Raw genomic sequence first — 25,272 nt, 5'->3', positions numbered from 1 at the left:
CCTGGCGACGCTCAGGCTTCGAGCGCCGGCTCGCAGTAGTCCTTCAAGGTGCCGCGCACGCACCAGCCGTCGGGCGTCAGCGCCATCACTTTGCCGGAGAGGCCGTGCGGCCCCGCCCCGACCCTGACACCCGCGGCGGCACGGCACATACGGCCCAACACTTCGGCGGCCGAGACGGTCTCGCCGCGCTTCTCGAAGCTGGCCCCGCTGTCCATGAAGTAGACGACGTCGCGGCTCGGCACCACCGCGAGCAGCTCGCCCTCGAATCCCAGCGCAAGCAGCTCCCAAAGGTCCGGCAGCAGCAGCATGCAGGCCTCGAAGCCATCCCCCGCCACGAGGGCCCTGTACATGCCGAGATCCCGCGTGACGACATTGGACGCGACGAGCCGCAGCATGTTGTCGATCGCCAGTTCGTACAGCGACTGCGCGTCGAGCCCCGTTTCCGCCATGCCTTGCGGCGTCAGCGTGATGAACTGCGCGGGCGTGTCGACCGCGAAAGTCACCAGCAGGTCGGAGTCTGCGGCGAAGGGATAGGCCACCGGCGCATGCGCCTCCCGATCGCCGCCGCGCGCCTCGATCTGGTCGAGCACCGGCCGCATCGACTCCAGGAAGTCGACATGCTTGATGCAGGGGTAGACAGGCGGCAGGCTGTGCATGGTGCCGCCATTGTTTTGGGCGGGCCGGGCGCGCCGCAAGTGACAGAAGTCATGGCCTGAAGGTGGATTTGCCTGGCTGGAGATACGCCGTTCCGCCTATCCCCCGGGGGCCGCATGACTTTCTGCACTGGCCCGCCGCGACGCGGCCGTCAACAATGCGACCGGATGTCACGAGTACACCAGCCGACTGGCAAGAGAGGACTTCCATGAGATACCTGCCCCTGCTCGCGGCAATGCTCCTGCTGCCCGCGGCGGCCGTTGCGCAGCCTGCGGCTGCCACGCAGGCGGCCGAGGCTTCGCCCACCACGATGGACGAGGACATGACGGTGCTGGCGGAGCGCGCCGTGCGCGTGACCGCGGCGAACGGGGTCACGCTGGACTATTCGCCGGAAAGCATCGAGCTCGTCGAGCAGCGACTGGGAAAGCTCCACGATGCCTTCCGGAAGCTGCAGGACGAGCCTTCGGGCAAGCTCGCGTCGCCTTCGGACTACGAGATCCGGCTCATGTCCCTGACCTACGGCGCGTACATCGCCGAGGTTCTGAAGCGCAAGCATGGCGAAGGCACTTGGTCTTACGAGAGCAGGCTGTATGCGGGGCAGGAGGTCCCGACATTCCATGTCGGCGCCAACCGCATCGAAATGTGGCCGCAGATCAAGGTGGAAAAGCGGTTGAGGAGCGGACCGGAGGATAACGTCTGGCACTACTTCCAGCTGACCCTGCAGAAGCTCGGAGCGAAATAGCCACCGCAGTTCCTGGTTGCCGGCGTCAGATCTGGCGCGTCTGTCCGACACAACCCAGCCGGCTGCAGGTGCGCACCGTGTGCGGGTTGAACGTCGTCTTGGCTGTCACGATGTTGAGCGCCGCCTTGTGCACGCGGCAATAGACCGCGGAGCAATGTCCACAACGGTGCCAGCCCTTGGTCGGCCTCAGCAGGCCCAGCGGGACCGCGTTGCAGATGCAGCACGTCACGGTCACCTCGTCGAGGACATCCACATGCGCGCGCTTCAACTCACTTACTCCGATCACGGTATCGGGCTGCCCCTCATCCCACATCACGCTGCAGCCATGCCACACGTGCGTCTGGGGCACGGTCTGCACGATCGTGCGGCGCATGGCTCCGCGGTAGGAAAGATTGATGCCGATGCCCATGTGGTGCCAGCTGTACCACTGGGCCGTCTTCATGTGCAGCGTGTAGGTGCAGGCGGCAATCGGCAGCACGGACACGGTCATGCCGTTCTTGCGTGCGGCGATGCGCAGCATCGCCTCCTTGAAGGTGTCCTGGGCCGCCACGTTGCCGCCCGCCGCTGCGACCCAGTTGTTGCGCAGCAGCGTGAAGTCGGCGCCGGAGCCCGGATAGTTCGCATCGACGTTGTTGATTCCCGCGACGACGGGCGGCTCGACAAGGATGTTCATCGCAATGATGTCCTCCCACACCGACACCGCACTGCCCGGGTCCCGGATGCGGCCGGTGCCCCCCGTCAGCGCCCAGTTCCAGCACGCGTTGTCGTAGACGTTGCCGGCGCCGGTTCCCGGCACGGGAAAGCCGGAGCGCTGCCTGGGCGTGCCGAGCGGGGCCGCAACGGGGCGAGCGTCCATGAGGTTGATGTAGCTGGCAAGCCGCAGGCGTTGATCCTGGCTGAGATTGGCCATGTCGTCTCTCGGTTGGGGGCCGGGCGCACTGCCTGGCCGTCGGGGCCGATCATGCAAAGCGATGGCTGTTCAAGCCCATCCCATGAAGCGGGTAGGTCGCGCGGCCAGGTGCGAGTCCTCGAAAGCAGAAAGCCGGCAACCGCCGGCTTTCTGGTTCTTGGTTAGAGCCTCTGCGGCTCAGGCGTCCCGATCCGGATCCGGATACACCAGCGGCCCCAGCACCCCGCGGTTGAACGGCTTCCACTCGCCCTCCGGCTGCGCCAGCCGGTCCGCCACCGCATAGAGCACCGCCGGGTGCGCGCCCAGCCCCAGGTGGCTGGCGATGACTTCGATGTTCTCCGACTGCGGGCCGGTCTTCTCGATGCTGCAGCGCCATGCGACGACACCGTCGGTGCGGCTGAAGATCGAGGTGGTCGGCACGGGCGGCGTGGGCTGCACGAACTTCATGCGGCGCGGGTCGTGCGAGCTCTGGCCGCTCACGCCCTCGTAGACGCGCCATGCGTTGGTGGCGCGCGGGCTGCCCGAGAAGGGGCTGCCCAGCGTGATGACGTTGCGGATCATGTGCGAGTAGGACGAAGCCAGCATCCGCGCGTAGACGCCGCCCAGGCTCCAGCCGATGACGCTGACCTTCTGGCCGCTGTTGTCGTGCAGCGTCTTCAGCAGCTCGACCATGCCCTGCTCCACGCCCTCGCGCGGGCCGAAGTTGCGGCCCTGGCCCCAGCCGTGGGCGTCGTAGCCGCGGCTGCAGAGGTATCGGCGCAGCAGCAGCGTGGAGCCGTCGCCCGCCACCAGGCCCGGCAGCACCAGCACCGGGTGCCCGTCGCCGCGCGGCGTGAGCTGCAGCAGCGGCCACATGGCGAGGCCGGCGCCGGTTTCCCAGAGCGCGCGGGCTTCGGCCAGCAGCAGCAGGCGCGAGGGCGGCGTGACGTGTTCCTTGGCGTAGGTGGCGGTGGTCATGATGGATGGCTCCTTTGTGGTTTTTATCTGCTTCAGGACGAACATGGGGCCCGCGGACTCAATGCCCCGTGGGACGACAGCGGCATTTATCCGAGGTATTTGGCCCTCAGGTAATCAAGGTAAGCCCTCGATTCGCCGGAAACATACGGCGAGACGAGCGTGAGCGTGTAGAAGGCCGCAAGGCCCGGGTCGGCCTGGGCCAGGGCATCGCGCCCCGGCACCAGCCGCTCGAACGAGAGCCAGCAGGTGGTGGTGAAGACCATCTGCAGCGCCAGGATGCGGGCCTGCTCAGCGCTGGTCTCGATGACGCCCGAGGCCACGAGGCCCTCGCACAGCGTCTGCGCGGCCAGCAGGTTCTGCGCGGTGAGGGCCTGGGCGCGCTGGCCCAGCGAGGGGTACTCGCTGGCCAGGAAGGCCATGTCGCGATAGATGAAGCGGTACTCGTCGATGGCCTCGAAGCGCAGGTGCAGCGCGAGCCAGAGGTCGTCGATGGCCGCGATGGATGCCGACGAGCCGTTCAGGGCCTCCAGCCGCTGCTCGAAGCGCCTGAACAGCCACTCGACGATGAGCTGCTTGGCCTTGAAGTGGTAGTGCAGGTTGCCCGGGCTGATGCCCAGTTCGGCGGCGATCTTGTGGGTCGACACGGCCGCGAGGCCTTGCGCGTTGAACAGCGCGAGGCTGGCCTGCAGGATGCGGTCGCGCGTGGTGTTGGAGCTGGCCACAACCGGGTTGGCTTGTCGCTGCGTTGTCGCTCAGCGCTGGGCGCGACGGCCGCGGGAGGCGGCGGTGCCGGTGGTGCCTTCGAGTTGCGCCACGCGCTCGCGCAGCCGGGCGATCTCGTCGCGCAGGGCCTGCACTTCGTCGGCGCCGGGAATGCCCAGGCGCTGCAGTGCGGTGGCGACGCGCTGGTCGAACACGTCCTCGAACTTGCGGATGCCGAAGCTGTCGAGGCCGAGGCTGGGAACCTTGCCGTGCCCGATGCCGAGCAGGCCTTCGATCACGTTGGCCTGGCGCTTGGCGACGTCGTTGCGCACGTTGTCCAGCGCCTTGAGGCCGGCGCGCAGCAGGACTTCGGCCTTGCCGGGCTCGGCGGGCTTCCTGCTCGCCGCGGGCGCCGCCTTGCGGGGCGCCGTCTTCCTGGCGGCTGCCGGAGCCTTCTTCGCAGGCGCTGCCCTCTTCTTCAACTTTGCAGTTTCGTCAGGACGGGTCGCCATGCAATGCTCCAGATGCCGGAAAAAGGGAAAAGGGCGCCAGAAGGCGCCCCGGGGGTCAGGCCGCCTTGCGGGCAGCGGCGCGGCGAACCGGCTTCTTGGCGGCGGTGGCCTTGGCCTTCACCGTGCGAACCGGCTTGGCAGCTTCTTCAGCGCCGACCACGCGGGCTTCGATCTGCTTGGTGCCGGCGACGACGCGGTCGGCGATCTGCACCGAGACGGTGGCCAGCGGCTGGTTCAGCGCGCCGAGAGCGTTGATCACCGAGGTGGCGACCGGCGATTCGACGCGGGCCACGCGACCGGCGACGGCTTCGATGCCGCTGGTGGTGCCGGCGGCGACGCGGTCCATGACCGAGACGATGCGGCCGGTGTCGATATCCACGCGGTTGGCCAGGAAGCCGTTGATCTTCTCCTGCGCGCCGATCAGGTTGGCCTTGACCTGCTCGCTCACCAGCGGAATCTGGCGGCTGCCGAGGAAGTCGCTGTAGCGCGAAGCGGCGCCGCCCAGCAGGCGATGCACGCCGGCGCGGTAGGCGCCGACCAGGGTCTTGCCCGCGTCGTTGTACTGGCCGACGACGTGAACGGCTGCGGAAGCGATGGAGGTTTGCGTGGACATGATGAAGATTTCCTTGAAGTTGATGGGCTTCGCGAAGGAAACGAGAGATGAATCAGTCGCGATGGGCCTATCTTCTTCCGCGGGGCCTAGGCCTGGAAAACTAGAACGGTCGGAAAACTAGTCCAACTGCCCCAATTTTCTTCGGCCGGCCCGGCCTGCCGATCATGCCGCGGCGGCCCTGGGAGCGCTGGAACGCTTCGCCGGGGCGGCCTTGCGGGCCGGCGGCTTGGGCGGCGCGGCCTTCCTGGCGGGTGTCTTGGCAGCAGCCTTGACGGGCGCCTTGACTGGCGCCTTCTTCGCCGCGACCTTCACCGCCGCCTTCTTGCGCGCGGCCGGCTTCTTCCTGGCGGCGGCAGCGGCGGGCGCGCTCTCGGCTTCGTCGGAGGGCTCCTGCACGGCCGACTTCGGCGGCATGGGCGCTGGCGCCGCGCCGGCGGCGGCCGGGTGCTTCTGCGTGAGCTCCATCAGCAGCTTGTGCTCGGCCAGCATGTAGTCGCCGATCTCGGTGATGTCGGGCACGGCGCGGCGGCAGGCGATCAGGCCGTAGTCCATGCGGCCGTTGTAGCTCTGCACCGTCACGTTGAGCGCCGTGCCGTGGCTGGCGATCGACACCGGGTAGTAGCAGGTGACCAGCGCGCCAGCGAAGTACATCGGGAAGGGCGCGCCCGCCACGTTGGAGACCGCCACGTTGGCCGCCGGCGGCAGCAGGTTGACGATGCCCGAACGCCCCACCATCGAGGCGATGCCCGACACCAGCCAGGGCGCGGCGAAGGTCGGGAAGTCGTCCAGGACCACCGCCTTGAAGCGGTTCATGGTCGACTTCGAGCTGTTCGAGGAGGCATTGATCGCCTTCAGCCGCTGCACCGGGTCGGTGATGTCGCTGGCCAGGCTCACGAGGATCATGCTGGCCTGGTTGTTCGCCGTGTCGTCGCCCGCCTCGCGCAGGCTCACCGGCACGCCCGCCACCAGCGGCTTGGCCGGCAGCTCGTTGTTGTCGGCAAGGTAGTGGCGCAATGCGCCGGAGACGGTGGCCAGCACCACGTCGTTGAGCGACACGCCGAAGTGCTTGGCGATGTACTTGGTCTCGGCCAGCGAGATGGTGCGGCCCGCGAAGGTGCGCTGGTTGGTGATCGACACGTTCAGCGAGGTGCGCGGCGCGAAGAGGTTGAACTTCTTCGGCGCGGCGGCGGTGTCCTTCTCGGCCGCCTTCTCGTCGGGCTTGGCGAGGCCGCTGATAGCGCGCGCGATGGCGGGCGCCATCTTGAAGAGCTTCACGTACTGCTGCGCGGTGTTGCGCAGCGCCGCTGTGGCGAGCTCGGCCATGCCCAGCTGGTAGTTGTTGCCGCGCGGTCGGCCGCGCGGCGGCTTCACCACGCGGCCGGTGGGCTCGAGGTCGAAGATGGCCTTGCCCACTTCCACGCCGGCCTGCCCGTCGATGCCCGCATGGTGCACCTTGGTGTAGAGCGCCACCTGCCCGCTCTTGAGGCCGTCGATGATGTAGAACTCCCACATCGGGCGGCTGCGGTCGATCAGCGACGAATGCAGCCGCGCCACGTACTGTTGCAACTGCCGGTTGGTTCCGGGCTTGGGCAGCGTGATGTGGCGCACGTGGTAGTCGAGGTCGATGTCGTTGTCCTCGACCCACACCGGGTTGGTCATGTCGAAGGGCATCAGCGCGAGCTTGCGCGTGAACACGTCGGCCAGGTGGATGCGGCTGGCCATGAAGTTCTTGGCGTCCTCGTAGAACTCGCCCTTGTAGCCCTTGGGCAGGTCCAGCACGTTCAGCGAGCCCACGTGCATGGGCATTTCCGGCGTTTCCAGGTGCAGGAAGGTGGCATCAAGACCGCTCAGGTGTTTCATGTGTTGTCTCTCCTTGGTGGGGCATGCGCCGTTCGGCAGGATACCGTGCGCATCGCGTTCCCGGGCCTCTGGTTCTTCAGTGTTTCCACCGGGGGAAGGCACTCGCGCGACAGGGGTTTGCCCGCAGTAGCAGGAAAGTGCCAGTCGCCCGGCCGGGGCGACAACCGTGCCGTTCACGGTCTTTCACACGGGCTCCGTACACTGCGGCCATGACATCCAGCCTCCCCCCGCAGCCCTCCCAGGACGACAACCTCTGGCTCGAAGACATCGACGGCGAAAGGCAGCTCGACTGGGCACGCGCCCAGAATGCCATCACCGTGCAGGCCTACGCGCAGTCGCCTGCGTTCGAGGCGCTCCAGCAGGGCATCCTCGAGGTGCTCGACTCCGACGATCGCATCCCGATGGTGCGCAAGATCGGCCCGCGCTTCTTCTACAACTTCTGGCGCGACAAGGACCATCCGAAGGGCCTTTGGCGCCGCACCACGCTCGACGAGTACCGCAAGCCGCGCCCCGAATGGGAGAGCGTTCTCGACCTCGACGCGCTGGCCGCGGCCGACGGCGAGAACTGGGTCTGGCACGGCGCCGACTGCCTGGAGCCCGAATACCGGCGCTGCCTGATCTCGCTGTCGCGCGGCGGCGCCGACGCCGACGTGGTGCGCGAGTTCGACCTCGAGACGAAGCAGTTCGTGCCGGGCGGCTTCTCGCTGCCCGAGGCCAAGAATCACGTGGGCTGGAAGGACATCGACAACCTCTACGTGGCAACCGACTTCGGCCCCGGCTCCATGACCAGCTCCAGCTACCCGCGCATCGTGAAGCAGTGGCGGCGCGGTACGCCGCTCGAGAGCGCGGTGACCGTGTACGAAGGCCTGCACGAGGACATGTCCGTCAGCGCCTACCGGGACAACACGCCCGGCTTCGAGCGCGACTTCGTCTCGCGGCAGATCGACTTCTACGAGAGCGAGACCTGGCTGCGCAAGGCCGACGGCACGTTCGCCAAGATCGACGTGCCCGACGACTCGCTGGCCGAGATCACGCGCGAGTGGATGCTGATCGAGCCGCGCACCGACTGGACCGTGGCCGGTGCCACCTACAGGTCGGGCTCGCTGCTGGCCGTGAAGTTCGACGACTACATGGCCGGCCGCCGCGAACTCACGGTGCTGTTCGAGCCCGACGACACCACCGCGCTCGACAGCCATTCGTGGACGCGCAACCACCTGATCGTCAACGTGATGCACGACGTGGTGAACCGCCTCGAGGTGCTCACGCCTCCCGCCGGTGGAACGGGGCCGTGGAAGCGCGAGAGCCTGGGCGGTGCGCCCGAGCTCTCGACCATCGCGGCGGGCGGCATCGACGAGGACGAGAACGACGACTACTTCCTCACCGTGAGCGGCTTCCTGCAGCCGACCACGCTCTACATCGGCACCATCGGCACCGCTGAAAAGAGCGAGCCCCAGGTGCTGAAGGACAGCCCCGCCTTCTTCGATGCCTCGCGCCATCGCGTGAGCCAGCATTTCGCGACTTCGAAGGACGGCACGCGCGTGCCCTACTTCGAGATCGCCCCGAAGGACCTGAAGGCCGACGCAAGCAACCCCACGCTGCAGTACGCCTACGGCGGCTTCGAGATCCCCCTGCAGCCCAGCTACAGCGGCAGCATCGGCCGCGCATGGCTGGACCAGGGCGGCGTGTACGTCGTCGCCAACATCCGCGGCGGCGGCGAATACGGCCCGCGCTGGCACCAGGCCGCGCTGCAGGAGAACCGGCTGCGCACCTGCGAGGACTTCGCGGCCGTCTCCGAAGACCTGATCGCGCGCGGAGTCACCTCGCCCGCGCACCTGGGCGCCATGGGCGGCAGCAACGGCGGCCTGCTGATGGGCAACATGCTCACGCTCTATCCGCAGCTCTACGGCGCCATCGTGAGCGAGGTGGCGCTGCTCGACATGCGGCGCTACACGCACCTGTCGGCCGGCGCCTCGTGGATCGCGGAATACGGCGACCCCGACCAGCCCGAGGAGTGGGAGTTCATCCGCGCCTTCTCGCCCTACGAGAACGCGAAGCCGGGCCGGGCCTATCCGCCCGCGCTCTTCACCACCTCCACGCGCGACGACCGCGTGGGCCCGGTGCATGCGCGCAAGATGCACGCGAAGATGACGGCGCTGGGCCACGACAGCAGCTTCTACGAGAACCTGGAAGGCGGCCACAGCGCGGCCACGGACAACAAGGAATCCGCCTTCATGGACGCGCTGGGCTATGCCTACCTGTGGCAACACCTGAGGAGTTGAAGATGAGCAACGCGAACGTCACCCTCGAACTGATCGGCGCGCCCACCGACGTCGGCGCCAGCGTTCGCGGCGCCGGCATGGGGCCCGACGCGCTGCGCGTGGCGGGCCTGCCCGAGGCGCTCGCGCGGCAGGGCTACACGGTCATCGACCGCGGCAACCTCGCGGGCCCGGCCACGCCCTGGGCCCCGCCGGCCAACGGGCTGCGCCACCTCGACGAGGTGATCGCCTGGAACCGCTCGGTGTACGCGGCCGTCGACACCGCGCTGGGCACTGGCCACGTGCCCCTGATGATGGGCGGCGACCACTGCCTGGCCATCGGATCGATCAGCGCGGTGGCATGGCATGCGCGCAAGCGCGGCAAGAAGCTGCGCGTGCTGTGGCTCGACGCGCACTCCGACGTCAACACCGAGACCACCAGCCCCAGCGGCAACCTGCACGGCATGCCGGTGTCGTGCCTGCTGGGCCACGGGCCGGCGGTGCTCACGGGCTGGAGCGGCGAGCGTGCGGCGCTGCAGCACGACGCCATCCGCTTCATCGGCATCCGCAGCGTGGACGGCGACGAGAAGGAAGCCATCCGCACGCTGGGCCTGAACGTGTTCGACATGCGTCACATCGACGAGCACGGCATGCGCACCACCATGACCGAGGCGCTGCAGGACGTGGACGAGGACACGCACCTGCACGTGAGCTTCGACCTCGACTGCCTCGACCCGGCCGACGCACCCGGCGTGGGCACCGGCGTGCGCGGCGGGCCGACCTACCGCGAGATGCAGCTGTGCATGGAGATGGTTGCCGACACCGGGCGGCTCGGCTCGCTGGACGTGGTGGAACTCAACCCGGCGCTCGACGTGCGCAACCAGACGGCCGAAGTGGCCGTCGAACTCATCGAGAGCCTGTTCGGCAAGTCGACTCTGGTGCGATAGCAGGAACTCCCCCAGGCTTCGCGCACTTCGTGTCGCCTCTCCTCCCCCTCGCTGGGAGCGACACCTGCGGCCCGGCAAGGCCGGTTCCGCGGTGTCTCGCGAACGGGCCACGCCAAGCATCGAAATGAATCAGGGGCGCTCGACCTGCGCCGCCTTGGCGCGCGTCGTGTAGCCCTGGTAGGCCGGAAGCGCGACGGCCGCGAGGATGCCGAGCACCGTGATCACGGGCAGCAGCCATGCGCCGATCAGCACGCCGATGCCGTTGGGCGGCGGCGGCGCGCCGAAGCGGTTGCGGCCCTTGGTGCCCGACTTGAAGACCCAGATCAGCGCGACGAAGGGGATCAGCGCCAGGAACAGCATCCAGCCCGACCAGTCCATGTCGTGCGAACGCTGGATGCCGGTCAGCACGTAGAAGACCAGATAGGGAATCGCGAGCAGGAAGGTCAGCCCCCCGATCACGCCCTCGGAGCGCGCGAGGCCGCTGAAGCCCAGGATCCCACCCATCACGCCGGCCGCGACGATGAAGATGAGGTAAGAAAAAAGCGTGTAAGCCAGGAAGCGGGCCCGCCCGATGCGGCCCTTGGCGGACCACAGCTTCACCGGCTGCACGGCATCGGTGCCGCCGTCGTAGACGTCGGCCACCGCGGAGCGGGGCGCCGCGTACGGATTGGGATTGGTGAAATCGGTCGTCATTTGCTTCTCTCTCCTCTGCTTTGTAAAGAGCCCATTGTGGGCAAAGACCTTTACAAAAGGCCAGCCCTTTTGACAGCGTGGTAGCGATTCACCAGCGCCACGGCCAGGTCGGCAGGCTCCACGTCGACCGACAGCGGGTCGTTGCCGACCACGCGCGCGAAGGCGTCGCGGCGCGACTGCTCGAAGAGGTGCGCCGCGGCCACGTCGACCGCGTCCCGCGCATGCACCAGCGGCTGCGCGGCGATGTGCCCCAGCACGCGCTCGCGCAGGCTCGCCACCAGCACCAGGTGCTTGCGACGCAGCAGCTTGATGGCGGGGCGCAGCTCGGCGGCATCCTCGTCGCGGAAGTTGGTCAGCACGATGACGAGCGCGCGCCTTTTCTGCACGCGCAGCAGTTCCTGCGCGGCCAGCAGGTAGTCGGAATGGGTGGCGCCGGGCTGGATGTCGTGCAGCCGGTTCATCAGCGCATTGAGCGTGGCCGTTCCCTTGCGCGGGGCGAAGTCGCGCCGCTCCTCGGGCGGACAGCCGAAGGTCATGGCGCCGACCTCGTCGCCCTCCTTCAGCGCAACGTAGCTCAGCAGCATCAGCGCGTTGAGCGCTTCGTCGAAGTGGCTGCTGGCCTTCAGCGCCAGCGCTCCCTCGTCGGCGCGCATGCGGCGGCCGCAGTCGAGCAGGAACAGCACGCACTGGTCGCGGTCGTCCTGGAACTCGCGCACGATGGGCCGGCGCTGGCGCTGCGTGGCCTTCCAGTCGATGTGGCGCAGCGAGTCGCCGGTCTTGTAGTCGGCGAGCTGCCGGAAGTCGGTGCCCAGCCCGCGCTGCGCATAGGTCTTGATGCCGATCTGCGCGAGCCGCCGGTCGCCCGAGAGCCACGCGTAGCGCGCCAGCGCGGCGAAGTTGGGATACACGCGCAGCCGGCGCGGCTCGCCCAGCGTCTGGCGCAGCTCGAAGCAGCCGAGCCGGGTGCGCCAGCGCAGCTGCGTGGCGCCGAACTGCGCGACGCCGCGCTGGGTGGCGGTGGCCGTGTAGCGCAGCGCGACGCGCGAGAGCGCCGGCACGGCGTGCGCCTGCGGCAGCCCCTCGAAGGCGAAGTGGGTGTCGAGCTCGTCGAACACCGACACCTGCCAAGCCTGGGAGCCTTCGTTGACCAGCGTGAGCGTGAGCACGGTGGGCACGCCGAGCGAGAAGGCGCCCGGCAGGTTGCGCTCGATGCGCAGCGGCGCCGCACGCCACGCGCGCAGGCTGCTCCACAGGTCGAAGCCGGCGAGCACGAAACCCAGCGCTAGCAGCACGCCCGCCACGGCGGCGACGTACGCCAGCGGCACGCCCAGCAGCAACGCCACGGAGGCGGCCGCGCTCAGGCCGGCCAGCGCCAGCACGGCCGCACGCGCGGGGATCGGAACAGCAGCGCGCATCCGCGGACCTAGAGCCGTGGCGCCTCGACGCTGTCGCGCGCGGCGCGCAGCAGGGTGTCCACGCCCATGCCTTCGAGCTGCGCGTCGGGCGAGATCATCACGCGGTGCCGCAGCGCGGGCAGCGCCTGGCGCGCCACGTCGTCGGGCGTGATGAAGTCGCGCCCGGCCATCAGCGCGGCGGCGCGGGCGGCGCGCACCAGGGCCATGGTGCCGCGCGGCCCGGCGCCCGACGACAGGCCCGGCCAGTCGCGCGTGGCGCGCGCGATGCGCACCGCGTAGTCGATCACGCGCTCGTCGGCCTGCACCAGGCAGGCCAGCCGCTGCAGCTCGAGCACCTGCGCCTCGTCGAGGCAGGGGCGCACGGCCTCCAGCGGAAACTGGTTGCCGGCACGCTGCCGCGTGGTCAGCTGCACGATGGCGTTCTCTTCGGTGTGGCTCGGAAAACCGATGTCGATCTTCAGCAGGAAGCGGTCGAGCTGCGCCTCGGGCAGCGGATAGGTGCCCTCGGTGTCGATCGGGTTCTGCGTGGCCATCACCATGAAGGGACGCGGCAGCGGCATGGCCGTGCCTTCGAGCGTGACCTGGTACTCCTGCATGACTTCGAGCAGCGCGCTCTGCGTCTTGGCCGGCGCGCGGTTGATCTCGTCGGCCAGCAGCAGGTTGGTGAACACCGGCCCCTGGTGCACGCGCAGGGTGCCGAGGCTGCCGTCGCCGCGCGAGGCGATGTCGAGCACCGCGTGGCCGGTGATGTCCGAGGGCATCAGGTCGGGCGTGAACTGCACGCGGGCGTAGCGCAGCGTCATGGCCTGTGCCAGCGCCCGCGCGAGCAGTGTCTTGCCGAGCCCCGGCACGCCTTCGATCAGCACGTGGCCCGAGGCGACCAGCGCCACCAGCGTCTGGTCGACCGCCTCGAGCTGGCCGACCACGGCCTGGCCGACCTCGGCGCGCAGCGTCTGCAGCCACTGGGCCGCGCGCGTCAGTTCTTCGGGTTGGATGGCTTGCATGTGCGTCTCTCGGTTCAGGATGTGGATCGGGCGGAAGAAGAAGAAGAAGATGAGTCGGAGGACCTGGGCACGAACGGCCCGTTGGCATCGAGCCGCCTGCGCGCGGTTTCGAGCACTTCCAGGTCGACCGCCATGCCGCCGGCATGCCGGGGGCGCGCGCCGTCCATCGCGCGCGCGAGCATGGCCGCGTCCAGGCCCGTGGCCTGGGCGATGGCGGCGGTGCGCGCCGCGGCATCGCGACGGGCATGGCCGCGCAGCTGGCGGCGGGCGGATTCGTCGAGCGCGCGCAGCTGCGCCGCGTGCAGCGCCTGCGCGCCGTGCATGTGCAGGAAGCCAGCGGTGCCGCGCACCTGCTCGGCCATGGAGCGCCGGTGCGTGCCGGCCGAAGGCGCCAGCGGCCCGAAGCGCACGGCCGCGCGCCAGAGCGCGAATGCCAGCGCCAGCATGCCGACGACCAGCGCCACCCAGCCCCTGTGCCAGAGCCAGAGCATGAAGGGCTCGCGCGCTTCCTCGACGACGAACCAGACCTCCGCCCCGCTGCGCGCCTGCACGGCCGCGGCAGCGAACAGCGCGTTGTCGGCGCGCACCATGTTCTCGTTGTGCCACAGACCCCAGGGCATCACGGTGACGGTGCCCCGGCCGACCCGCACGCGGATCGCCTCCGTGGCGCCGCGCGTGCCGAGCACCGCCCACAGCGGTGGCGGCTGCTTGTCGGCGGCACGGTAGCGCGACGACGACCACCAGGTGCAGATGCGGAAGCTGCGTCCGCCGGCGTAGCTCGCGGGCACGGTGTCGGGCTCGGTGACGGCGTAGCAGTCCGCGTCCTTGGGAGGCGGATCGAAACGGCGCGAGGCGGGTGCTTTCTCTTTCTTCTTCGGCTCGGGAGCGACTTTCTTCTCGTCCGACCCGGGCTGCTTCTCGCGGACCAGCGGAAGCCAGTCTTCCAGCTGCTCGCCGCTCACGAGGTAGGCGGGTATCACCAGGTGCCCGCCCTGCTCCACCCATTCGCGCAGGCGCTTTCCACGCTCGGGGAACATGTCCCAGTAGCTGGAGGCGAGCACCAGCCGCGCCTGCGCGGGCGGCATGGCGTCGAGGCTCTCGCGCCTGACCACCTTCATGCCGAGTTCGCGCAGCATGGCCTGCGCGCCGTAGAACCGGTTCGTCCTGGCCTCGCCGCTCGCGGGCGTGGACACCTCGGTGTCCGCCCATTCGGTGGCGGAGACCAGCCAGAAGCCGACCAGCGCCACCACCAGCACCGCGAGGATGCGGACCGCCCAGGCGCTGTTGTTGTTGCCGCTGCTGTTGGTGCTGCTCATGCGGTCGCGCCCTTCAGGCCACTGGCCGGCGCGGCAGCGGCGGCCGCGTCGGGCAGGTGCAGGTCGAACTCGCCGCAGATCGCCAGCACCTGCGCCGTGCCGGGCAGCCGCCCGCCGTACGCAGCCAGCTGCCAGGCATCCACCAGCCGCGCGAAGAAGGCCTGCGCCTCGGGCGCGAGCCGCGTCGAGGCGAGCGCCACGCACTCGCCCTCCGTGCTCGCGGCGCGCACCGGCACCCCGTGCGCATGCACCAGGCGCGACAGCGCACCGCGATACAGCAGCGACAGCGCCGCCCGCTGCTGCCCGCGCTGCCAGAGCCCGGCCGCGGCATTGCCGATGTCGTCCGGCAGGCTCTCGGGCCGGATGTCGAGGCTGCCCACATGGCTGGGCAGCGGCGCCTTGCCCGGTCGCGCCCCACCGGCGCGCACCCGCACCCAGCGGTGCAGCCGGATCGCCAGCCAAGCCAGCGCCAGCGCGGCCAGCCCCCAGATCAGCCAGCGAGCCCCCTCGGCCACCGCCCGCACGAAGTCGCGCAGCCAGTCGAGGCTGTCGGTCTTCTTCTCGGGCTCCTCTTCTTCGTCGCGGTCCTTGAAGCGCAGCTGCTTCTCGGTCCTGGTGCCCGGCATGTTCGGATCGGCACGCACCTTGTCGATCGCGGCGTTCACCTGCTCGCGCGTCGACGCGGCTCCGTCCGCAGCCAAGGCCGCCGAAGGCGCCATCGTCCCCACGCACAAGAGCACGAGCAGAGCGGCCAGAAGCCCCCTTCCAGGGATACCGCGGAACCGGCTCTGCCGGGCCGCAGGTATCGCCCCCTGCAAGGGGGGTGGCGCAGCGACACGAAGTGCGCGAAGCCTGGGGGTGTTACCTGAACCCACGACGGAACTCCTGCTCGATGTCCCAGGCCTCGAGCTCCACCCGGCGGTTGAGGTACATCGCGAAACCCGCCGCCACGTAGAACGGCTCCAGCACGCCCACGACGAGCGCGTATGCGCCGGCAGTCAGCAGGCTCTGCAGCAGCGAGTCCGACTGCGTGAGCCAGCTGAACAGGTCGCGGGTGCTGCCTTCGGGCGCGAACCAGAACAGCAGCGACAGCAGGCAGATGTCGAGCGCCATCTCGACGTTCGCGAACACCAGCTGCATCCCCGTGGCCGCGCCGCGTCGTCCGCGCAGCAGCTGCGTGCGGCGCCTGCGCCTCGCGCTCCCGCGCTGGCCTTCGAGCTGCTCGATGGCCTGGGTGAACGAACGCCAGGGCGAGAAGCGCCGCCACAGCAGCGTGCGCAGCAGTTGCCCGCCCCACACGGTACGGCGGTTGGCCCACAGGTCGGACCAGCGCGTCTCCTGCCCGAACACGGCACGCGAATGGACGAAGAGCAGGCTGCGGTCGAGCCAGGGCTTGAGCCAGAAGATCAGCAGGCTGGGCAGCCAGCCGGCGATCTCGACCGTGCTGAGGGCCAGCAGCACCATGACGATGTGCACCGGCAGGAAGGTGCGCCACACAGAGCGCGCATGGCTGCGCACCAGCTGCGCGCCGAGGTCGGCCGCCTCGGCCATGGGCCGCGGCCGCAGCGCGATGGCGAGGCCGTCAACCTGCATCGTCTTCTCCCGCCTTCCCGGCGGCGCGCGGCCGGCCCTGCCAGCCCAGGTACGCCAGCACCAGCACCCAGCAGGCGCCGCCCACGCCGTACTTCACCGCCGGCGCGATCCAGCGCGCCGAGGACCAGAAGGCTTCGACCGCCGCGGCGATCAGCAGCAGCCCGATGACGCCGTAGACGATCACCACCGCATGGCGCGCCGCCAGCCGCAGCGCCTCGAGCCGCGTGTGCCGCCCCGGCGCCACCCACGAATAGCCGAGCCGCAGGCCCGCCGCGCCGGCCAGCACGATGGCGGTGAGCTCGAAGGCCGAGTGCGTGACCACGAAGGAGAGGAAGTTCCGGCTGTGGCCCGCCCCGATCAGGTAGCCGCCCACGGCCCCGATCTGCACGCCGTTGAACACCACCACCGCCGCGCTGCCCACGCCGGCGAAGATGCCCGCCGCGAAGCAGCGAAAGCCGATGCCGATGTTGTGCATGATGTAGAAGCCGAACATCTGCCAGTCGTCGCCCGCGCTGCGCGTGCGGCCCAATGACTCGGCACTGTCGCTGTACATCGAATCGAACTCCTGCACCGAGTTGGCATCGAGCAGGTGCAGGATGAAGCCCGGGTCGCGCCAGGCCGCCCAGCCGGCCAGGAGAAGCGGCAGCACGAACATCAGCGCGGAGACCAGCAGGTAGACGCGATGCGCCCGCACCGCTTCGGGAAAGTCGACCAGCGCCAGCCGCGCGAAACGCGCGAGGCCGTAGTCGTGCCGGCGATAGATCAGCCGGTGCGCGCTCTGCGTGAGGCTTTCGAGCCGCTGCGTGAGATGGATCGGATAGGCGCGCGCCTGCGCCAGCGCGAGGTGCTCGCACACGCGGCGGTACAGCGTGGCGAGCCGCGCGCCGTCGAACTTGCGCTTGGTCTCCGCGACGCGGATGACTGCTTCGAGTTCGGCCCACAGGGGCGCATAGGCGGCTTCGAAGTCGAGCGGCGTCATGGCGCTGTCCCTCCCCGTGCGTCGACGGCGGCGGCGCCGTTGCGGCGGCCCAGCACCCATTGCGCCACGCCGAGCAGGCGCTGCGATGCGGAGGCTCCCGTGGTGTCCGGGCCCAGCACCGGCTCGGCGACGCGGGCGAGCTCGTCGAAGCGCTCGGGCGTGAGGCGCGTGGCGCGCCCGGCCCACGACACGATGGCCATCTGCTCGCGCGCCGACAGAGGCCGCGCGGGCGCCTGCGGCTCGGCCACGGGCAGGCTGCCGTGCAGGTTCACCTGGTCGCTGAACACCACCAGCGTGCCGGCGGCGAGGTCGCCCAGCCGCTTGCTGTCGTGCCGCCACAGCATCGACACGATGCCGGCGCCGTAGAAGGAAGGCATGAAGTCGGCCGCGCGCAGCAGGTTGCGCGTGAGCGCGGCGGCGGGCGTGACGGGCAGGCCCGAGTCCATCACCACGCGCAGGCCCATCACGCGCTTGCCGGGCGTGGCCGCCGCGCGCGTGAGCTCGAACACCACGGGATAGAACCACTCGAGGCAGAAGTAGGCGATGAGCAGGATGCCGAAGCCCATCTTGCCCAGCATGCCGACCGTGATGGAGATCGCGACGAAGATGCCGAGCCGGATCGCGAGGTCGATGAGGTACGCCAGCCCGCGCGCGACCAGTCCGGCCGGGCGCAGCGAGAGCGCGATGCCTTCCGGGGTCTCGGCGGTGTAGAGCGTGTCGAGGCGCACTGGCGTCGAGCCCGCCTCAGGCCTGCAGCACGACCGTGTCGGCGATCTGGTCGTGCAGGCAGCGGCGCGACGCGCGGAAGATGAACAGGCTGTCCACCACCAGGTAGAGCGGCCCGAGCAGCGGCCAGATGGTCATGACGAACATCGGGCCGTCGCGCAGCGCCAGGATGCGCCCGATCTGCGCCTGCGAGCCGTCGGGCCGTGCGATGCGGATCTTGAACAGCGCCTTGCCGATGGTCTGGCCGCGGGTGGCCAGCAGGTAGCCGTGCAGCACGAGATAGAGAACGATGCCGGAGGCCGCGCTGGAGATGCGGGGCTCCCAGAAACCGAGGCCGTCGTCTTCCCAGAGGTTGATGGGCGTGAACATCGCGAGGAACCAGATCGCCGCGATGGAAATGCCCGCGTCGAGCATCGCGGCGAGGAAGCGCGTGCCACGCGATGCGAGCTCGCCCGGCTGCGCGCCGCCGGGCTGCACCACGTCTTCCACATGGGATTGCGGAGGCGCGTAGCGCGCGTCCTGCGACTTGTCTTCCATGCCCGTCCCTCTCCGAAACGAATGAGTTTTCGGAAGATTCTAGGGTGTCGACGTTCACGCCCCCAGCCGGACGAGTGGCCGGACTACCTCGGCGGATGCGGATCGAGGCTGGCCGCCAGGCGGCGCAGGTCGTCGAGGAGCAGGCCCAGCGGAGCGGCGAGCAGAGCGTGCGGCACGCTCTCCCGCGAGGCCTGCGCGCGGCGGTCGAGCTCGGCGAGATCCGGCGGCGCGCCCTTGCCCTCGATCGCATCGGCCATGCCGGCAACGGCCGCGCCCGCGGCCTGCGCGGCTTCGTGCCATGAGGCATCGGCCAGCGCGCTTCCGGTCTGCCGGAACACGCGCTCCAGCATCGCCGCGTCCTGGAAGACGCGTGCCGCCAGCCGGGCCTTGTCGCGATACGAGGTTCCGTGCGCCGGGCCGCGGCGCCACCAGCGCGCCTCGAGGTCGGCGCCTCCGGCCAGCGCTGTCAGGCGGACCAGTGCCGCTCGCGTGCCTGCGTGGATGCGCTCCGTCTCCGCCGCGTTCGGGGGCCGTCGCGAGGCGCCCATTCGCCTCGCGATGCCGCGCAGCAGGGCGGCACAGCCCTCGTCGAAGCGCGCGCCCGCGTGGTACTCGGACATCACCGTCGAAACGACGAGCGCCACGCCCACGCCGATGCCGATCTGCGCCATGCGAAGCAGCGCCACCTGCAGCGCCGAATGGCCCGGAATGCCGCCGGCCGACAGGATGATCAGCGCGGCCACGGGCGCGCTGCGCAGGCCCGGCGCGGATGCGCTGGCGAACGACAGCAGCATGACCACGCCCAGCGTGGTCGCGAGCACCGGCGCGCCATGGTGATGCAGATAAACGCCGGCAAGTCCGAAGAGCGCGCCGGCCGCCGTGCCGCGCACGCGATCCCATCCCGCGTCGAGCGTGGAACCGGCGCTGGGGCGCATGACGATCAGCACGCTCATCACGGCCCAGAAGCTCTCGGGCAACCGCAGGGCCGTCGCCGCGCCCCATGCGATGGCCACGGCCGCCGCGAGCTGCGCGCCGGAGCGCCAGCGGCCATGCCGCCAGGGAGCGGCAAGGCGCTGCAGTGCGCTCGTGCCGTTCATGGCGCTGGCGTCTTCGCCTTGCCGCCGAGCGTGGCCGCGATGCCGTCGATCAGCGCGCAGGCCTGCAGCAGCAGGGCGCGCTGGTCAGCGTCGAGCGTGGCATCGATCGCCTCGGCAAGCGCCGCTTCACGCGTTCGCATGATGGCCTTGAGCCGGCGCGTGCCCTCGGCGGTGAGGGACAGCAGCCATTGGCGCCCGTCGGCCGGGTGCGGCGCGCGGCCGATCCAGCCTTCGGCCTCCAGTTCGGCCAGCAGCCGGGTCAGCGACTGGAGCTTGACGCGTTCGAGCCCCGCGAGTGTCGTGGGCGTGCACGGCCCGTGCTGGTGGAGCTGGCCCAGCACGCTGAGCTTGGCCACGCTCGGCCCCTCGGGCGTGACGCTGCCGCTGCGCAGCTGTCGCGTCAGCAGCGATACGGAAGTGCGAAGGCGCGAGGCGCACTGCGCCGGATCCGGGATGGTGGAAGCCATGCCCGGATTGTAAGACGCGTCTTGGTATTTTGGGCCGGCGCCGCTCAGCCGCGGTTCGGCGACGAAGTCACCGGATAGGTGACTGCCGGCGCGGCGGCAGGCTCGGGCATTGCAGCGGGTGGTGGCGAGGCGACCGGCGTTTCGGCGGGCGCCCCGGCCTCCTCTTCTCCTTCCGGGCCCTCGAGGTAGCGGTCGAGCAGCGAGAAGAAGCGGTCGTAGAAGCGCTCGTCGGTCAGCGTCTCGCTCGCCACCTTCACCATCGCGTCGTCGCTGCCCGCGAACGGCAGCGAGAGCGAGCCGATCGCGCCCACGCCGAGGCTTGCCGAGTTGTTCACCTTCTTGAGGCCGTAGCGGTCCTGCAGCGCGGTGGCGAAGGCCACGGTACTTTTGCTCGCCTTGCCGCTGCGGGTGCTTTCCCGCGCGCAGACCACGCGGAACTCGACCTCCACATGCACCTCGGCCGCCGGCTGGAAGCTCTTGCGCCCGGTGACGAGGTCGGAGTTGGCGGCCGTGATCATGTAGCCCTGGCTCAGCAGCGCCCGGCGCGCGGCCTCGCAGGTCTGGGCTTCGGTGGCCTCGTAGTCGCGGGTGTGGGTGGTGGTGGAGCCGAAGGCCTCGGGTTCGTAGTTGACCCGGCGGGAGGTACTGCCGCAACCGGCGAGCACGAGGGCTGAAAGCAGGCCGATGACGACGACCCGGGCGTGGACAAAAGGAAGAAAGAAGGAGTGCATGGACGGCATGACGCGGCGAATGCTAACCGGCGGCCTTGCCGGCAAGCCTTCGAGCGCGCCCGTGCAGGCGCGTTCCCGCCATGCGGTCGAAATTTTCAGGACCAGGGCAGCACATGATGCGCGCGAACCCGCGTCGCCGCGATCAGCCGCGCGTTCGGTGCGTCGGTGCTCGCGACCCAGGCGCGCGCTTCGTCGGCGCTGCGGCCGAACTGCTGGTGGCGGCGCACCAGGCGCTCTTCCCGCAGGGCATCGTCGATGTCCACGTACCAGACCTCGTCGAGCATCGCCGCCGCTCCCGCCCATGGGCCGACGTCGTGCAGCAGGTAGTTGCCCTCAGTGATGACGAGCTGCGTCGAAGGCAGCACCGCGATCGCGCCGGCGACCGGCTCCTCGATCTCGCGGCGGAACTCGGGGGCATAGACGATGTCGCCGTCGGGCCGCTGCTCGCGCAAGCGCTGCAGCAGGGCGACATAACCGGCGCTGTCGAAGGTGTCGGGAGCGCCCTTGCGGCCGGCGCGGCCGAGCCGTTGCAGCTCGACATTGGCAAGGTGGAAGCCGTCCATGGGCACGACCTGTGCGCGGTCGGCACCCACCGCCTGCAGCAGCGCCGCCGCGAGCGTCGACTTGCCCGCGCCGGGCGCGCCGACGAGCCCCAGCAGCCTGCGCTGCCCGCCGGCCATGAGGGCCTGCAGGCGGGTGGCGCTTTCGGGGGGAAGAGGAGGAAGAAGCGGGAGGTTCTGCGCGGGGGTGGTGGTCATCCCCCGAGCGTAGCCTCCCCTGGCGTCAAAAAAAGATCAGGGATACAGGCCGCGTTCCTGGCGAGCCATCAGGATGCGCTCGCAGGCCACCGCGTACGTCGCCGTGCGCAGGGTGATCTTGTGCTTGTCCGCCGTGTCCCAGATGTGGTTGAGCGCGTTCATCATGATGCGGTCGAGGCGCACGTTGATCTCGTCCTCGTCCCAGAAGAAGGACGAGAAGTCCTGCACCCATTCGAAGTAGCTCACGGTCACGCCGCCGGCGTTGCAGATCACGTCGGGCACCACCAGCACGCCGCGCTCGGAGAGGATGTCGTCGGCCTGCGGCACGGTGGGGCCGTTGGCGCCTTCGAGCACCAGCTTGGCGGTGGTCTTCTGCGCGCGCTCGGCGGTGAGCTGGCCTTCGAGGGCCGCCGGGATCAGGATGTCGCAGGGCGTGTTCCAGAAGTCCTCGTTCGGCACGATGTCGCCGCCGGCCTTGAAGCCGATCACGCCGTCGGTGCGCGAGATGGGCACCAGCTTGGCCAGGTCGAGGCCGTTGCTGTTGACGATGGTGCCGGTGTGGTCCTGCACCGCGACGATCTTGGCGCCGGCTTCGGCGAAGAGTTCTGCCGCGACGGAACCCACGTTGCCGAAGCCCTGCACCGCGATGCGCGCGCCGCGCAGGTCGATGCCCAGGCGGCGTGCAGCTTCGCGGCCGGTGACGAACACGCCGCGGCCGGTTGCCTTCACGCGGCCCAGCGAACCGCCCAGGTGCAGCGGCTTGCCGGTGACGACGCCAGTGGCGGTGCCGCCGACGTTCATCGAGTAGGTGTCCATCATCCACGCCATGATCTGCGCGTTGGTGTTGACGTCGGGCGCGGGGATGTCGGTGTGCGGGCCGATGATGATGCCGATCTCGCTGGTGTAGCGACGGGTGACTTTCTCGAGCTCCTGCAGCGAGAGCTTCTTCGGGTCGACGCGGATGCCGCCCTTGGCGCCGCCGTACGGCAGGTTGACCGCCGCCGTCTTGATGGTCATCCAGGCCGACAGGGCCATCACTTCTTCGAGCGTGACGTCGGGGTGGAAGCGAACGCCGCCCTTGCCCGGGCCGCGGCTCATGTTGTGCTGCACGCGGTAGCCCTCGAAGTGGGCGATGGTGCCGTCATCCATTTCGATGGGCACGTCGACGATGAGCGCGCGCTTGGGGCGCTTGAGGGTTTCGACCCAGCGGGCCAGCGGGCCGAGGTACGGCACGACGCGATCGACCTGCGAAAGATATGTGCCCCACGGGCTGTTGGCTGTAGGACTGACGAAGGAGAGTTGTTCGCTCATATGAGTTCCCTTGCTCGGTTTGTTAGGGTGGCCGCAACGATAGACCTCCGCCGCGCGTTGCGCCATGGCTTATGCGCGCCGCGGAGGCGGTTATGCAAGAGAGGTTGGTGGCGCCGCGGCGCGCACATTGCGCCGATGTAATCGCGGCGTGCGGAGGCTGACGGCATCGCTTCCTAGATTGGCACGGTCGGCGCCATTTCCGGCGACGGCGAACAACCAGGAGACACCGACCATGCCGCATCGCACGCTTCTTCTTTCTTCTTCCCTTCTCGCCGCCGCCGCGCTGGCACCGCTGGCTGCATCCGCCGCCGGCGAGTACCACTTCGCGCCGACCGAAGCCGGCGTGACGCGCTACCCCGACCACGCGAAGCAGGACCCTTCGCGCGACAGGGTCGTCGCCGAGCTGGCGACGGCGCAGAAGCAGCCCGCGTGGAACAACGTGAGCCGCGGCGCGCCCTGGCCGGCCGCGCGCACCGGCCAGCCCGCCACGCGCGAGGCGGTGGAGGCCGAGGCCATCAAGGCCATGCGGGCGGGAACGATTCCGTCGGGCGAGCGATAGGCCGCCACGACCGTTGTCGGCGCAGATGACAGAAACGTCATCGACGGGTTATCGACCTCGCGGATCCGCTTCGTAGAGTTGCCTCACCAACCCAGGCAAACCCAGCAACCAACGTCACACATCAAGGAGTAACGAATGAGCAAGCAAGCTTCCGCCACCCGTCTGTTCGGCACCGCCGCCCTCGCCGCCCTGCTGGGCACGATCGCCGCGCCGAGCTTCGCCGGCAACTACGCAGAGGGCGATCCGCGCCCCGCGCCGCTGGCCTCGTCGACGACGCGCGCCGCGGTGACCGCCGACGCGGTGCAGTGGCTGAAGACCGCGCCGACACAGGGCTACACCAGCGGCTACCAGCAGGAGCCGGTCGCGGTCTCGGCCAACAGCCGCGCCGCCGTGGCGGCCGACACGCGTCTCTGGATCCAGTCGGGCCTGGCGGCCCAGCAGGCCAGCGAAGCCGGCGCCGACACCATGAAGCCGGGCTACCGCGAAGCCGCCGCCGAATACGCCCGGCTGCGCGCGAGCCCGGCCTACGGCGCCCTGGTCGACCAGCTCAAGAACCAGCAGGCGGCCGCGCAGTCGCAAATGCAAACGCAAGTTCGCTGACGGCGAACGGAACGCACGGCGGCTCCCTGGGTAGTCCAGGGTAGGCTGCCGGCAGTTCCTTGGTTCTATCTCCTATAGCCGGCGGCCATAGGCCGCATCTTCCGCCACGATTCGCTGTCCGGGCTGGATAATCCTCCGATGCTCGACCTGGACCGCATCGATCTCCGGCTGCTGAAGATCCTTCAGGAAGACGGCCGCATCACCAACCTCAAGCTGGCCGAGGCGGTGGCGCTATCGCCCACCGCGGTGCTGGCGCGGGTGCAGCGGCTCACGCGCGACGGCTTCATCCAGGGCTACGAGGCGCGGCTCGATCCGCACAAGCTGGGCCGCGGCTTCACCGTCTTCGTCGAGGTGCTGCTCGACCGCACCACGCCCAACGTGTTCGACCAGTTCAAGGCTGCCGTGCAGGTGCGCGACGAGATCATGGAATGCCACATGGTCGCGGGCGGCTTCGACTACCTGCTCAAGACCCGCATGGCCGACATGGCCGCCTACCGCGAGTTCGCCGGCACCGTGCTGTGGCAGCTGCCCGGGGTGCGCGAGACGCGGACTTACGCGGTGATGGAAGAAGTGAAGAACAGCGCGCGGCTGCCGTTGGGGGTCTGACGCACGAAGAGGCGATCAGGCCGGCCTGGCGTAGGTGCGCCCGCCGAAGATCGCCGTGCCGACGCGCACCATCGTGCTGCCCGCGCTGATGGCGGCCTCGAGGTCCGCGCTCATGCCGAGCGACAACGTGTCCAGCGCGATGCCCGCGTCGCGGATCGACTGGTACACGGCATGCGCGCGCAGGCACAGATCGCGCTGCGCTTCGAAGCCGGCGGCCGGCTCGGGAATCGCCATGAGCCCGCGCAGCCGAAGTTGTGGCAAAGCCGCCACAGCGCGCGCCAGCGCCAGCGCCTCTTCCGGTGGCACGCCGGACTTGTTGGCGCCGCCGTCCACATTAACCTGAAGGCATACATCCAGCGGCGGCAGGTGCGCCGGCCGCTGGGCCGAAAGACGCTCCGCGATCTTCAATCTGTCGATGCTGTGGACCCAGTCGAAGTGCTCGGCCACCGGCCGCGTCTTGTTGCTCTGAAGCGGCCCGATGCAGTGCCATTCGAGGGAAGAACGCAGGTCGGCGAGGGCTTCGATCTTGTCCAGCCCTTCCTGCACGTAGTTCTCGCCGAAGGCCGACTGGCCCGCCGCGTGCGCCTCGCGCACCGCCTCGGGGCCGAAGGTCTTGGACACCGCCAGCAACCGCACTTCCGACCGGTCGCGGCCGGCCGTTACACATGCCTTCGCGATCCGGTTGTTTACTTGCTGGAGGTCGTCGCCAATCATCGTCATAATCGTCC

The 25,272-nt window shown here is 69.5% G+C and carries 28 protein-coding genes; 6 read left to right on the top strand and 22 right to left on the bottom strand.

The genetic code is table 11. From position 1 onward, the window contains the following. Positions 1-11 precede the first annotated feature (11 nt). Positions 12-656 carry a DUF1444 domain-containing protein gene (locus BMY35_RS29025; protein ID WP_093206452.1) on the bottom strand — a complete coding sequence of 215 codons (645 nt, stop codon included), beginning with the start codon at positions 654-656 and terminating at the stop codon, positions 12-14. A gap of 206 nt (positions 657-862) precedes the next feature. Between BMY35_RS29025 and BMY35_RS29020 the strand changes: the two genes are divergently transcribed. Further along, positions 863-1,396: a hypothetical protein gene (locus BMY35_RS29020; RefSeq protein ID WP_143080770.1), complete on the top strand. Its 534-nt coding sequence runs from the start codon at positions 863-865 to the stop codon at positions 1,394-1,396. 25 nt (positions 1,397-1,421) lie between these two features. Here the strand turns inward: BMY35_RS29020 and BMY35_RS29015 are convergent, their stop codons facing one another. The 6 genes from BMY35_RS29015 to BMY35_RS28990 all read right to left on the bottom strand — a co-directional run bounded on the left by BMY35_RS29015 (position 1,422) and on the right by BMY35_RS28990 (position 6,950). Continuing rightward, complete coding sequence (locus BMY35_RS29015) at positions 1,422-2,306, bottom strand: hypothetical protein (protein ID WP_093206450.1); 885 nt, start codon at positions 2,304-2,306, stop codon at positions 1,422-1,424. 177 nt (positions 2,307-2,483) lie between these two features. Continuing rightward, the gene (locus tag BMY35_RS29010) at positions 2,484-3,263 is read right to left on the bottom strand and encodes an esterase/lipase family protein (protein ID WP_093206449.1); all 780 of its coding nucleotides are present in this window, start codon (positions 3,261-3,263) and stop codon (positions 2,484-2,486) included. Positions 3,264-3,349: 86 nt separating this feature from the next. After that, entirely contained in the window at positions 3,350-3,985 is a 636-nt protein-coding gene (locus BMY35_RS29005) for a TetR/AcrR family transcriptional regulator (RefSeq protein WP_093206448.1), read from the bottom strand. A 30-nt stretch (positions 3,986-4,015) separates the two neighbouring features. Next, the gene (locus BMY35_RS29000) at positions 4,016-4,447 is read right to left on the bottom strand and encodes a phasin family protein (RefSeq protein ID WP_256229935.1); all 432 of its coding nucleotides are present in this window, start codon (positions 4,445-4,447) and stop codon (positions 4,016-4,018) included. 85 nt (positions 4,448-4,532) lie between these two features. Next, positions 4,533-5,090: a hypothetical protein gene (locus tag BMY35_RS28995; protein WP_177213729.1), complete on the bottom strand. Its 558-nt coding sequence runs from the start codon at positions 5,088-5,090 to the stop codon at positions 4,533-4,535. 162 nt (positions 5,091-5,252) lie between these two features. Then, positions 5,253-6,950: a WS/DGAT/MGAT family O-acyltransferase gene (locus BMY35_RS28990; protein WP_093206445.1), complete on the bottom strand. Its 1,698-nt coding sequence runs from the start codon at positions 6,948-6,950 to the stop codon at positions 5,253-5,255. A gap of 209 nt (positions 6,951-7,159) precedes the next feature. Here BMY35_RS28990 and BMY35_RS28985 point away from each other — a divergent pair, with 209 nt between their 5' ends. Further along, complete coding sequence (locus tag BMY35_RS28985; protein WP_093206444.1) at positions 7,160-9,229, top strand: prolyl oligopeptidase family serine peptidase; 2,070 nt, start codon at positions 7,160-7,162, stop codon at positions 9,227-9,229. A gap of 2 nt (positions 9,230-9,231) precedes the next feature. Beyond that, the gene (gene rocF / locus BMY35_RS28980) at positions 9,232-10,152 is read left to right on the top strand and encodes an arginase (protein WP_093206443.1); all 921 of its coding nucleotides are present in this window, start codon (positions 9,232-9,234) and stop codon (positions 10,150-10,152) included. A 129-nt stretch (positions 10,153-10,281) separates the two neighbouring features. Here the strand turns inward: rocF and BMY35_RS28975 are convergent, their stop codons facing one another. The 14 genes from BMY35_RS28975 to BMY35_RS28910 form a co-directional block, all read right to left on the bottom strand. After that, the gene (locus BMY35_RS28975; RefSeq protein WP_093206442.1) at positions 10,282-10,845 is read right to left on the bottom strand and encodes a DUF805 domain-containing protein; all 564 of its coding nucleotides are present in this window, start codon (positions 10,843-10,845) and stop codon (positions 10,282-10,284) included. Positions 10,846-10,895: 50 nt separating this feature from the next. After that, complete coding sequence (locus BMY35_RS28970) at positions 10,896-12,260, bottom strand: DUF58 domain-containing protein (protein WP_093206441.1); 1,365 nt, start codon at positions 12,258-12,260, stop codon at positions 10,896-10,898. An 8-nt stretch (positions 12,261-12,268) separates the two neighbouring features. Next, entirely contained in the window at positions 12,269-13,264 is a 996-nt protein-coding gene (locus BMY35_RS28965) for an AAA family ATPase (RefSeq protein WP_093206440.1), read from the bottom strand. A gap of 14 nt (positions 13,265-13,278) precedes the next feature. Next, a complete protein-coding gene (locus BMY35_RS28960) occupies positions 13,279-14,580 on the bottom strand; it encodes a DUF4350 domain-containing protein (RefSeq protein WP_093206439.1) in 1,302 nt (433 codons plus the stop codon). After that, complete coding sequence (locus BMY35_RS28955; RefSeq protein WP_256229934.1) at positions 14,577-15,281, bottom strand: DUF4129 domain-containing protein; 705 nt, start codon at positions 15,279-15,281, stop codon at positions 14,577-14,579. The genes BMY35_RS28960 and BMY35_RS28955 overlap by 4 nt, the downstream gene beginning before the upstream one ends. Positions 15,282-15,441: 160 nt before the next feature. Continuing rightward, entirely contained in the window at positions 15,442-16,173 is a 732-nt protein-coding gene (locus BMY35_RS28950) for a hypothetical protein (RefSeq protein WP_093206438.1), read from the bottom strand. Further along, entirely contained in the window at positions 16,163-17,152 is a 990-nt protein-coding gene (locus tag BMY35_RS28945; protein ID WP_093206437.1) for a stage II sporulation protein M, read from the bottom strand. The genes BMY35_RS28950 and BMY35_RS28945 overlap by 11 nt, the downstream gene beginning before the upstream one ends. Beyond that, complete coding sequence (locus tag BMY35_RS28940) at positions 17,149-17,880, bottom strand: RDD family protein (RefSeq protein ID WP_093206436.1); 732 nt, start codon at positions 17,878-17,880, stop codon at positions 17,149-17,151. Before BMY35_RS28940 ends, BMY35_RS28945 begins: the two co-directional genes overlap by 4 nt. Positions 17,881-17,896: 16 nt before the next feature. Then, positions 17,897-18,415 (bottom strand): RDD family protein, encoded by a 519-nt coding sequence (locus BMY35_RS28935; RefSeq protein WP_093206435.1) that lies wholly within the window; start codon positions 18,413-18,415, stop codon positions 17,897-17,899. Between the two features lie 83 nt (positions 18,416-18,498). Further along, positions 18,499-19,512, bottom strand: a complete 1,014-nt coding sequence (locus tag BMY35_RS28930; RefSeq protein WP_093206434.1) for an FUSC family protein — start codon at positions 19,510-19,512, stop codon at positions 18,499-18,501. Then, the gene (locus tag BMY35_RS28925) at positions 19,509-19,979 is read right to left on the bottom strand and encodes a MarR family winged helix-turn-helix transcriptional regulator (protein ID WP_093206433.1); all 471 of its coding nucleotides are present in this window, start codon (positions 19,977-19,979) and stop codon (positions 19,509-19,511) included. The genes BMY35_RS28930 and BMY35_RS28925 overlap by 4 nt, the downstream gene beginning before the upstream one ends. Before the next feature lie 44 nt (positions 19,980-20,023). Then, the gene (locus tag BMY35_RS28920) at positions 20,024-20,719 is read right to left on the bottom strand and encodes a DUF2242 domain-containing protein (protein WP_093206432.1); all 696 of its coding nucleotides are present in this window, start codon (positions 20,717-20,719) and stop codon (positions 20,024-20,026) included. An 86-nt stretch (positions 20,720-20,805) separates the two neighbouring features. After that, positions 20,806-21,468: a nucleoside/nucleotide kinase family protein gene (locus tag BMY35_RS28915; protein ID WP_093206431.1), complete on the bottom strand. Its 663-nt coding sequence runs from the start codon at positions 21,466-21,468 to the stop codon at positions 20,806-20,808. A 36-nt stretch (positions 21,469-21,504) separates the two neighbouring features. Beyond that, positions 21,505-22,779: a Glu/Leu/Phe/Val family dehydrogenase gene (locus BMY35_RS28910; protein WP_093206430.1), complete on the bottom strand. Its 1,275-nt coding sequence runs from the start codon at positions 22,777-22,779 to the stop codon at positions 21,505-21,507. A gap of 232 nt (positions 22,780-23,011) precedes the next feature. Here BMY35_RS28910 and BMY35_RS28905 point away from each other — a divergent pair, with 232 nt between their 5' ends. The 3 genes from BMY35_RS28905 (at position 23,012) to BMY35_RS28895 (ending at position 24,544) form a co-directional block, all read left to right on the top strand. Next, positions 23,012-23,338, top strand: coding sequence for a DUF4148 domain-containing protein (locus tag BMY35_RS28905; protein ID WP_093206429.1), 327 nt, complete (start codon positions 23,012-23,014; stop codon positions 23,336-23,338). Positions 23,339-23,473: 135 nt separating this feature from the next. Then, complete coding sequence (locus BMY35_RS28900; RefSeq protein WP_093206428.1) at positions 23,474-23,938, top strand: hypothetical protein; 465 nt, start codon at positions 23,474-23,476, stop codon at positions 23,936-23,938. A gap of 138 nt (positions 23,939-24,076) precedes the next feature. Further along, entirely contained in the window at positions 24,077-24,544 is a 468-nt protein-coding gene (locus BMY35_RS28895) for an Lrp/AsnC ligand binding domain-containing protein (RefSeq protein WP_019657564.1), read from the top strand. 15 nt (positions 24,545-24,559) lie between these two features. On the opposite strand, the gene BMY35_RS28890 is transcribed toward BMY35_RS28895, so the two are convergent. Beyond that, positions 24,560-25,264 (bottom strand): YggS family pyridoxal phosphate-dependent enzyme, encoded by a 705-nt coding sequence (locus BMY35_RS28890; RefSeq protein WP_093206427.1) that lies wholly within the window; start codon positions 25,262-25,264, stop codon positions 24,560-24,562. Positions 25,265-25,272: the final 8 nt, after the last annotated feature.

Origin of the sequence: Variovorax sp. YR750 (assembly GCF_900109805.1) — a bacterium.
GTDB classification, from domain to species: Bacteria; Pseudomonadota; Gammaproteobacteria; order Burkholderiales; family Burkholderiaceae_C; genus Variovorax; species Variovorax gossypii.
Note: the sequence above shows the minus strand (reverse complement) of the source record. Positions and strands in the feature narration are given on the sequence as shown.

What these genes read in the sequence shown, in the direction of transcription:
- BMY35_RS28995 (WP_177213729.1), bottom strand. Translation starts at nt 5,090, where the DNA reads ATGTCCACGCAAACCTCCATCGCTTCCGCAGCCGTTCACGTCGTCGGC.
- BMY35_RS28910 (WP_093206430.1), bottom strand. Translation starts at nt 22,779, where the DNA reads ATGAGCGAACAACTCTCCTTCGTCAGTCCTACAGCCAACAGCCCGTGG.
- BMY35_RS28930 (WP_093206434.1), bottom strand. Translation starts at nt 19,512, where the DNA reads ATGAACGGCACGAGCGCACTGCAGCGCCTTGCCGCTCCCTGGCGGCAT.
- BMY35_RS29025 (WP_093206452.1), bottom strand. Translation starts at nt 656, where the DNA reads ATGCACAGCCTGCCGCCTGTCTACCCCTGCATCAAGCATGTCGACTTC.
- BMY35_RS28905 (WP_093206429.1), top strand. Translation starts at nt 23,012, where the DNA reads ATGCCGCATCGCACGCTTCTTCTTTCTTCTTCCCTTCTCGCCGCCGCC.
- BMY35_RS28960 (WP_093206439.1), bottom strand. Translation starts at nt 14,580, where the DNA reads ATGAGCAGCACCAACAGCAGCGGCAACAACAACAGCGCCTGGGCGGTC.
- BMY35_RS28975 (WP_093206442.1), bottom strand. Translation starts at nt 10,845, where the DNA reads ATGACGACCGATTTCACCAATCCCAATCCGTACGCGGCGCCCCGCTCC.
- BMY35_RS29010 (WP_093206449.1), bottom strand. Translation starts at nt 3,263, where the DNA reads ATGACCACCGCCACCTACGCCAAGGAACACGTCACGCCGCCCTCGCGC.
- BMY35_RS28950 (WP_093206438.1), bottom strand. Translation starts at nt 16,173, where the DNA reads ATGCAGGTTGACGGCCTCGCCATCGCGCTGCGGCCGCGGCCCATGGCC.
- BMY35_RS28970 (WP_093206441.1), bottom strand. Translation starts at nt 12,260, where the DNA reads ATGCGCGCTGCTGTTCCGATCCCCGCGCGTGCGGCCGTGCTGGCGCTG.
- BMY35_RS28935 (WP_093206435.1), bottom strand. Translation starts at nt 18,415, where the DNA reads ATGGAAGACAAGTCGCAGGACGCGCGCTACGCGCCTCCGCAATCCCAT.
- BMY35_RS28895 (WP_019657564.1), top strand. Translation starts at nt 24,077, where the DNA reads ATGCTCGACCTGGACCGCATCGATCTCCGGCTGCTGAAGATCCTTCAG.
- BMY35_RS28890 (WP_093206427.1), bottom strand. Translation starts at nt 25,264, where the DNA reads ATGACGATGATTGGCGACGACCTCCAGCAAGTAAACAACCGGATCGCG.
- BMY35_RS28990 (WP_093206445.1), bottom strand. Translation starts at nt 6,950, where the DNA reads ATGAAACACCTGAGCGGTCTTGATGCCACCTTCCTGCACCTGGAAACG.
- BMY35_RS28925 (WP_093206433.1), bottom strand. Translation starts at nt 19,979, where the DNA reads ATGGCTTCCACCATCCCGGATCCGGCGCAGTGCGCCTCGCGCCTTCGC.
- BMY35_RS28920 (WP_093206432.1), bottom strand. Translation starts at nt 20,719, where the DNA reads ATGCCGTCCATGCACTCCTTCTTTCTTCCTTTTGTCCACGCCCGGGTC.
- BMY35_RS28900 (WP_093206428.1), top strand. Translation starts at nt 23,474, where the DNA reads ATGAGCAAGCAAGCTTCCGCCACCCGTCTGTTCGGCACCGCCGCCCTC.
- rocF (WP_093206443.1), top strand. Translation starts at nt 9,232, where the DNA reads ATGAGCAACGCGAACGTCACCCTCGAACTGATCGGCGCGCCCACCGAC.
- BMY35_RS29020 (WP_143080770.1), top strand. Translation starts at nt 863, where the DNA reads ATGAGATACCTGCCCCTGCTCGCGGCAATGCTCCTGCTGCCCGCGGCG.
- BMY35_RS28965 (WP_093206440.1), bottom strand. Translation starts at nt 13,264, where the DNA reads ATGCAAGCCATCCAACCCGAAGAACTGACGCGCGCGGCCCAGTGGCTG.
- BMY35_RS28915 (WP_093206431.1), bottom strand. Translation starts at nt 21,468, where the DNA reads ATGACCACCACCCCCGCGCAGAACCTCCCGCTTCTTCCTCCTCTTCCC.
- BMY35_RS28985 (WP_093206444.1), top strand. Translation starts at nt 7,160, where the DNA reads ATGACATCCAGCCTCCCCCCGCAGCCCTCCCAGGACGACAACCTCTGG.
- BMY35_RS28945 (WP_093206437.1), bottom strand. Translation starts at nt 17,152, where the DNA reads ATGACGCCGCTCGACTTCGAAGCCGCCTATGCGCCCCTGTGGGCCGAA.
- BMY35_RS29015 (WP_093206450.1), bottom strand. Translation starts at nt 2,306, where the DNA reads ATGGCCAATCTCAGCCAGGATCAACGCCTGCGGCTTGCCAGCTACATC.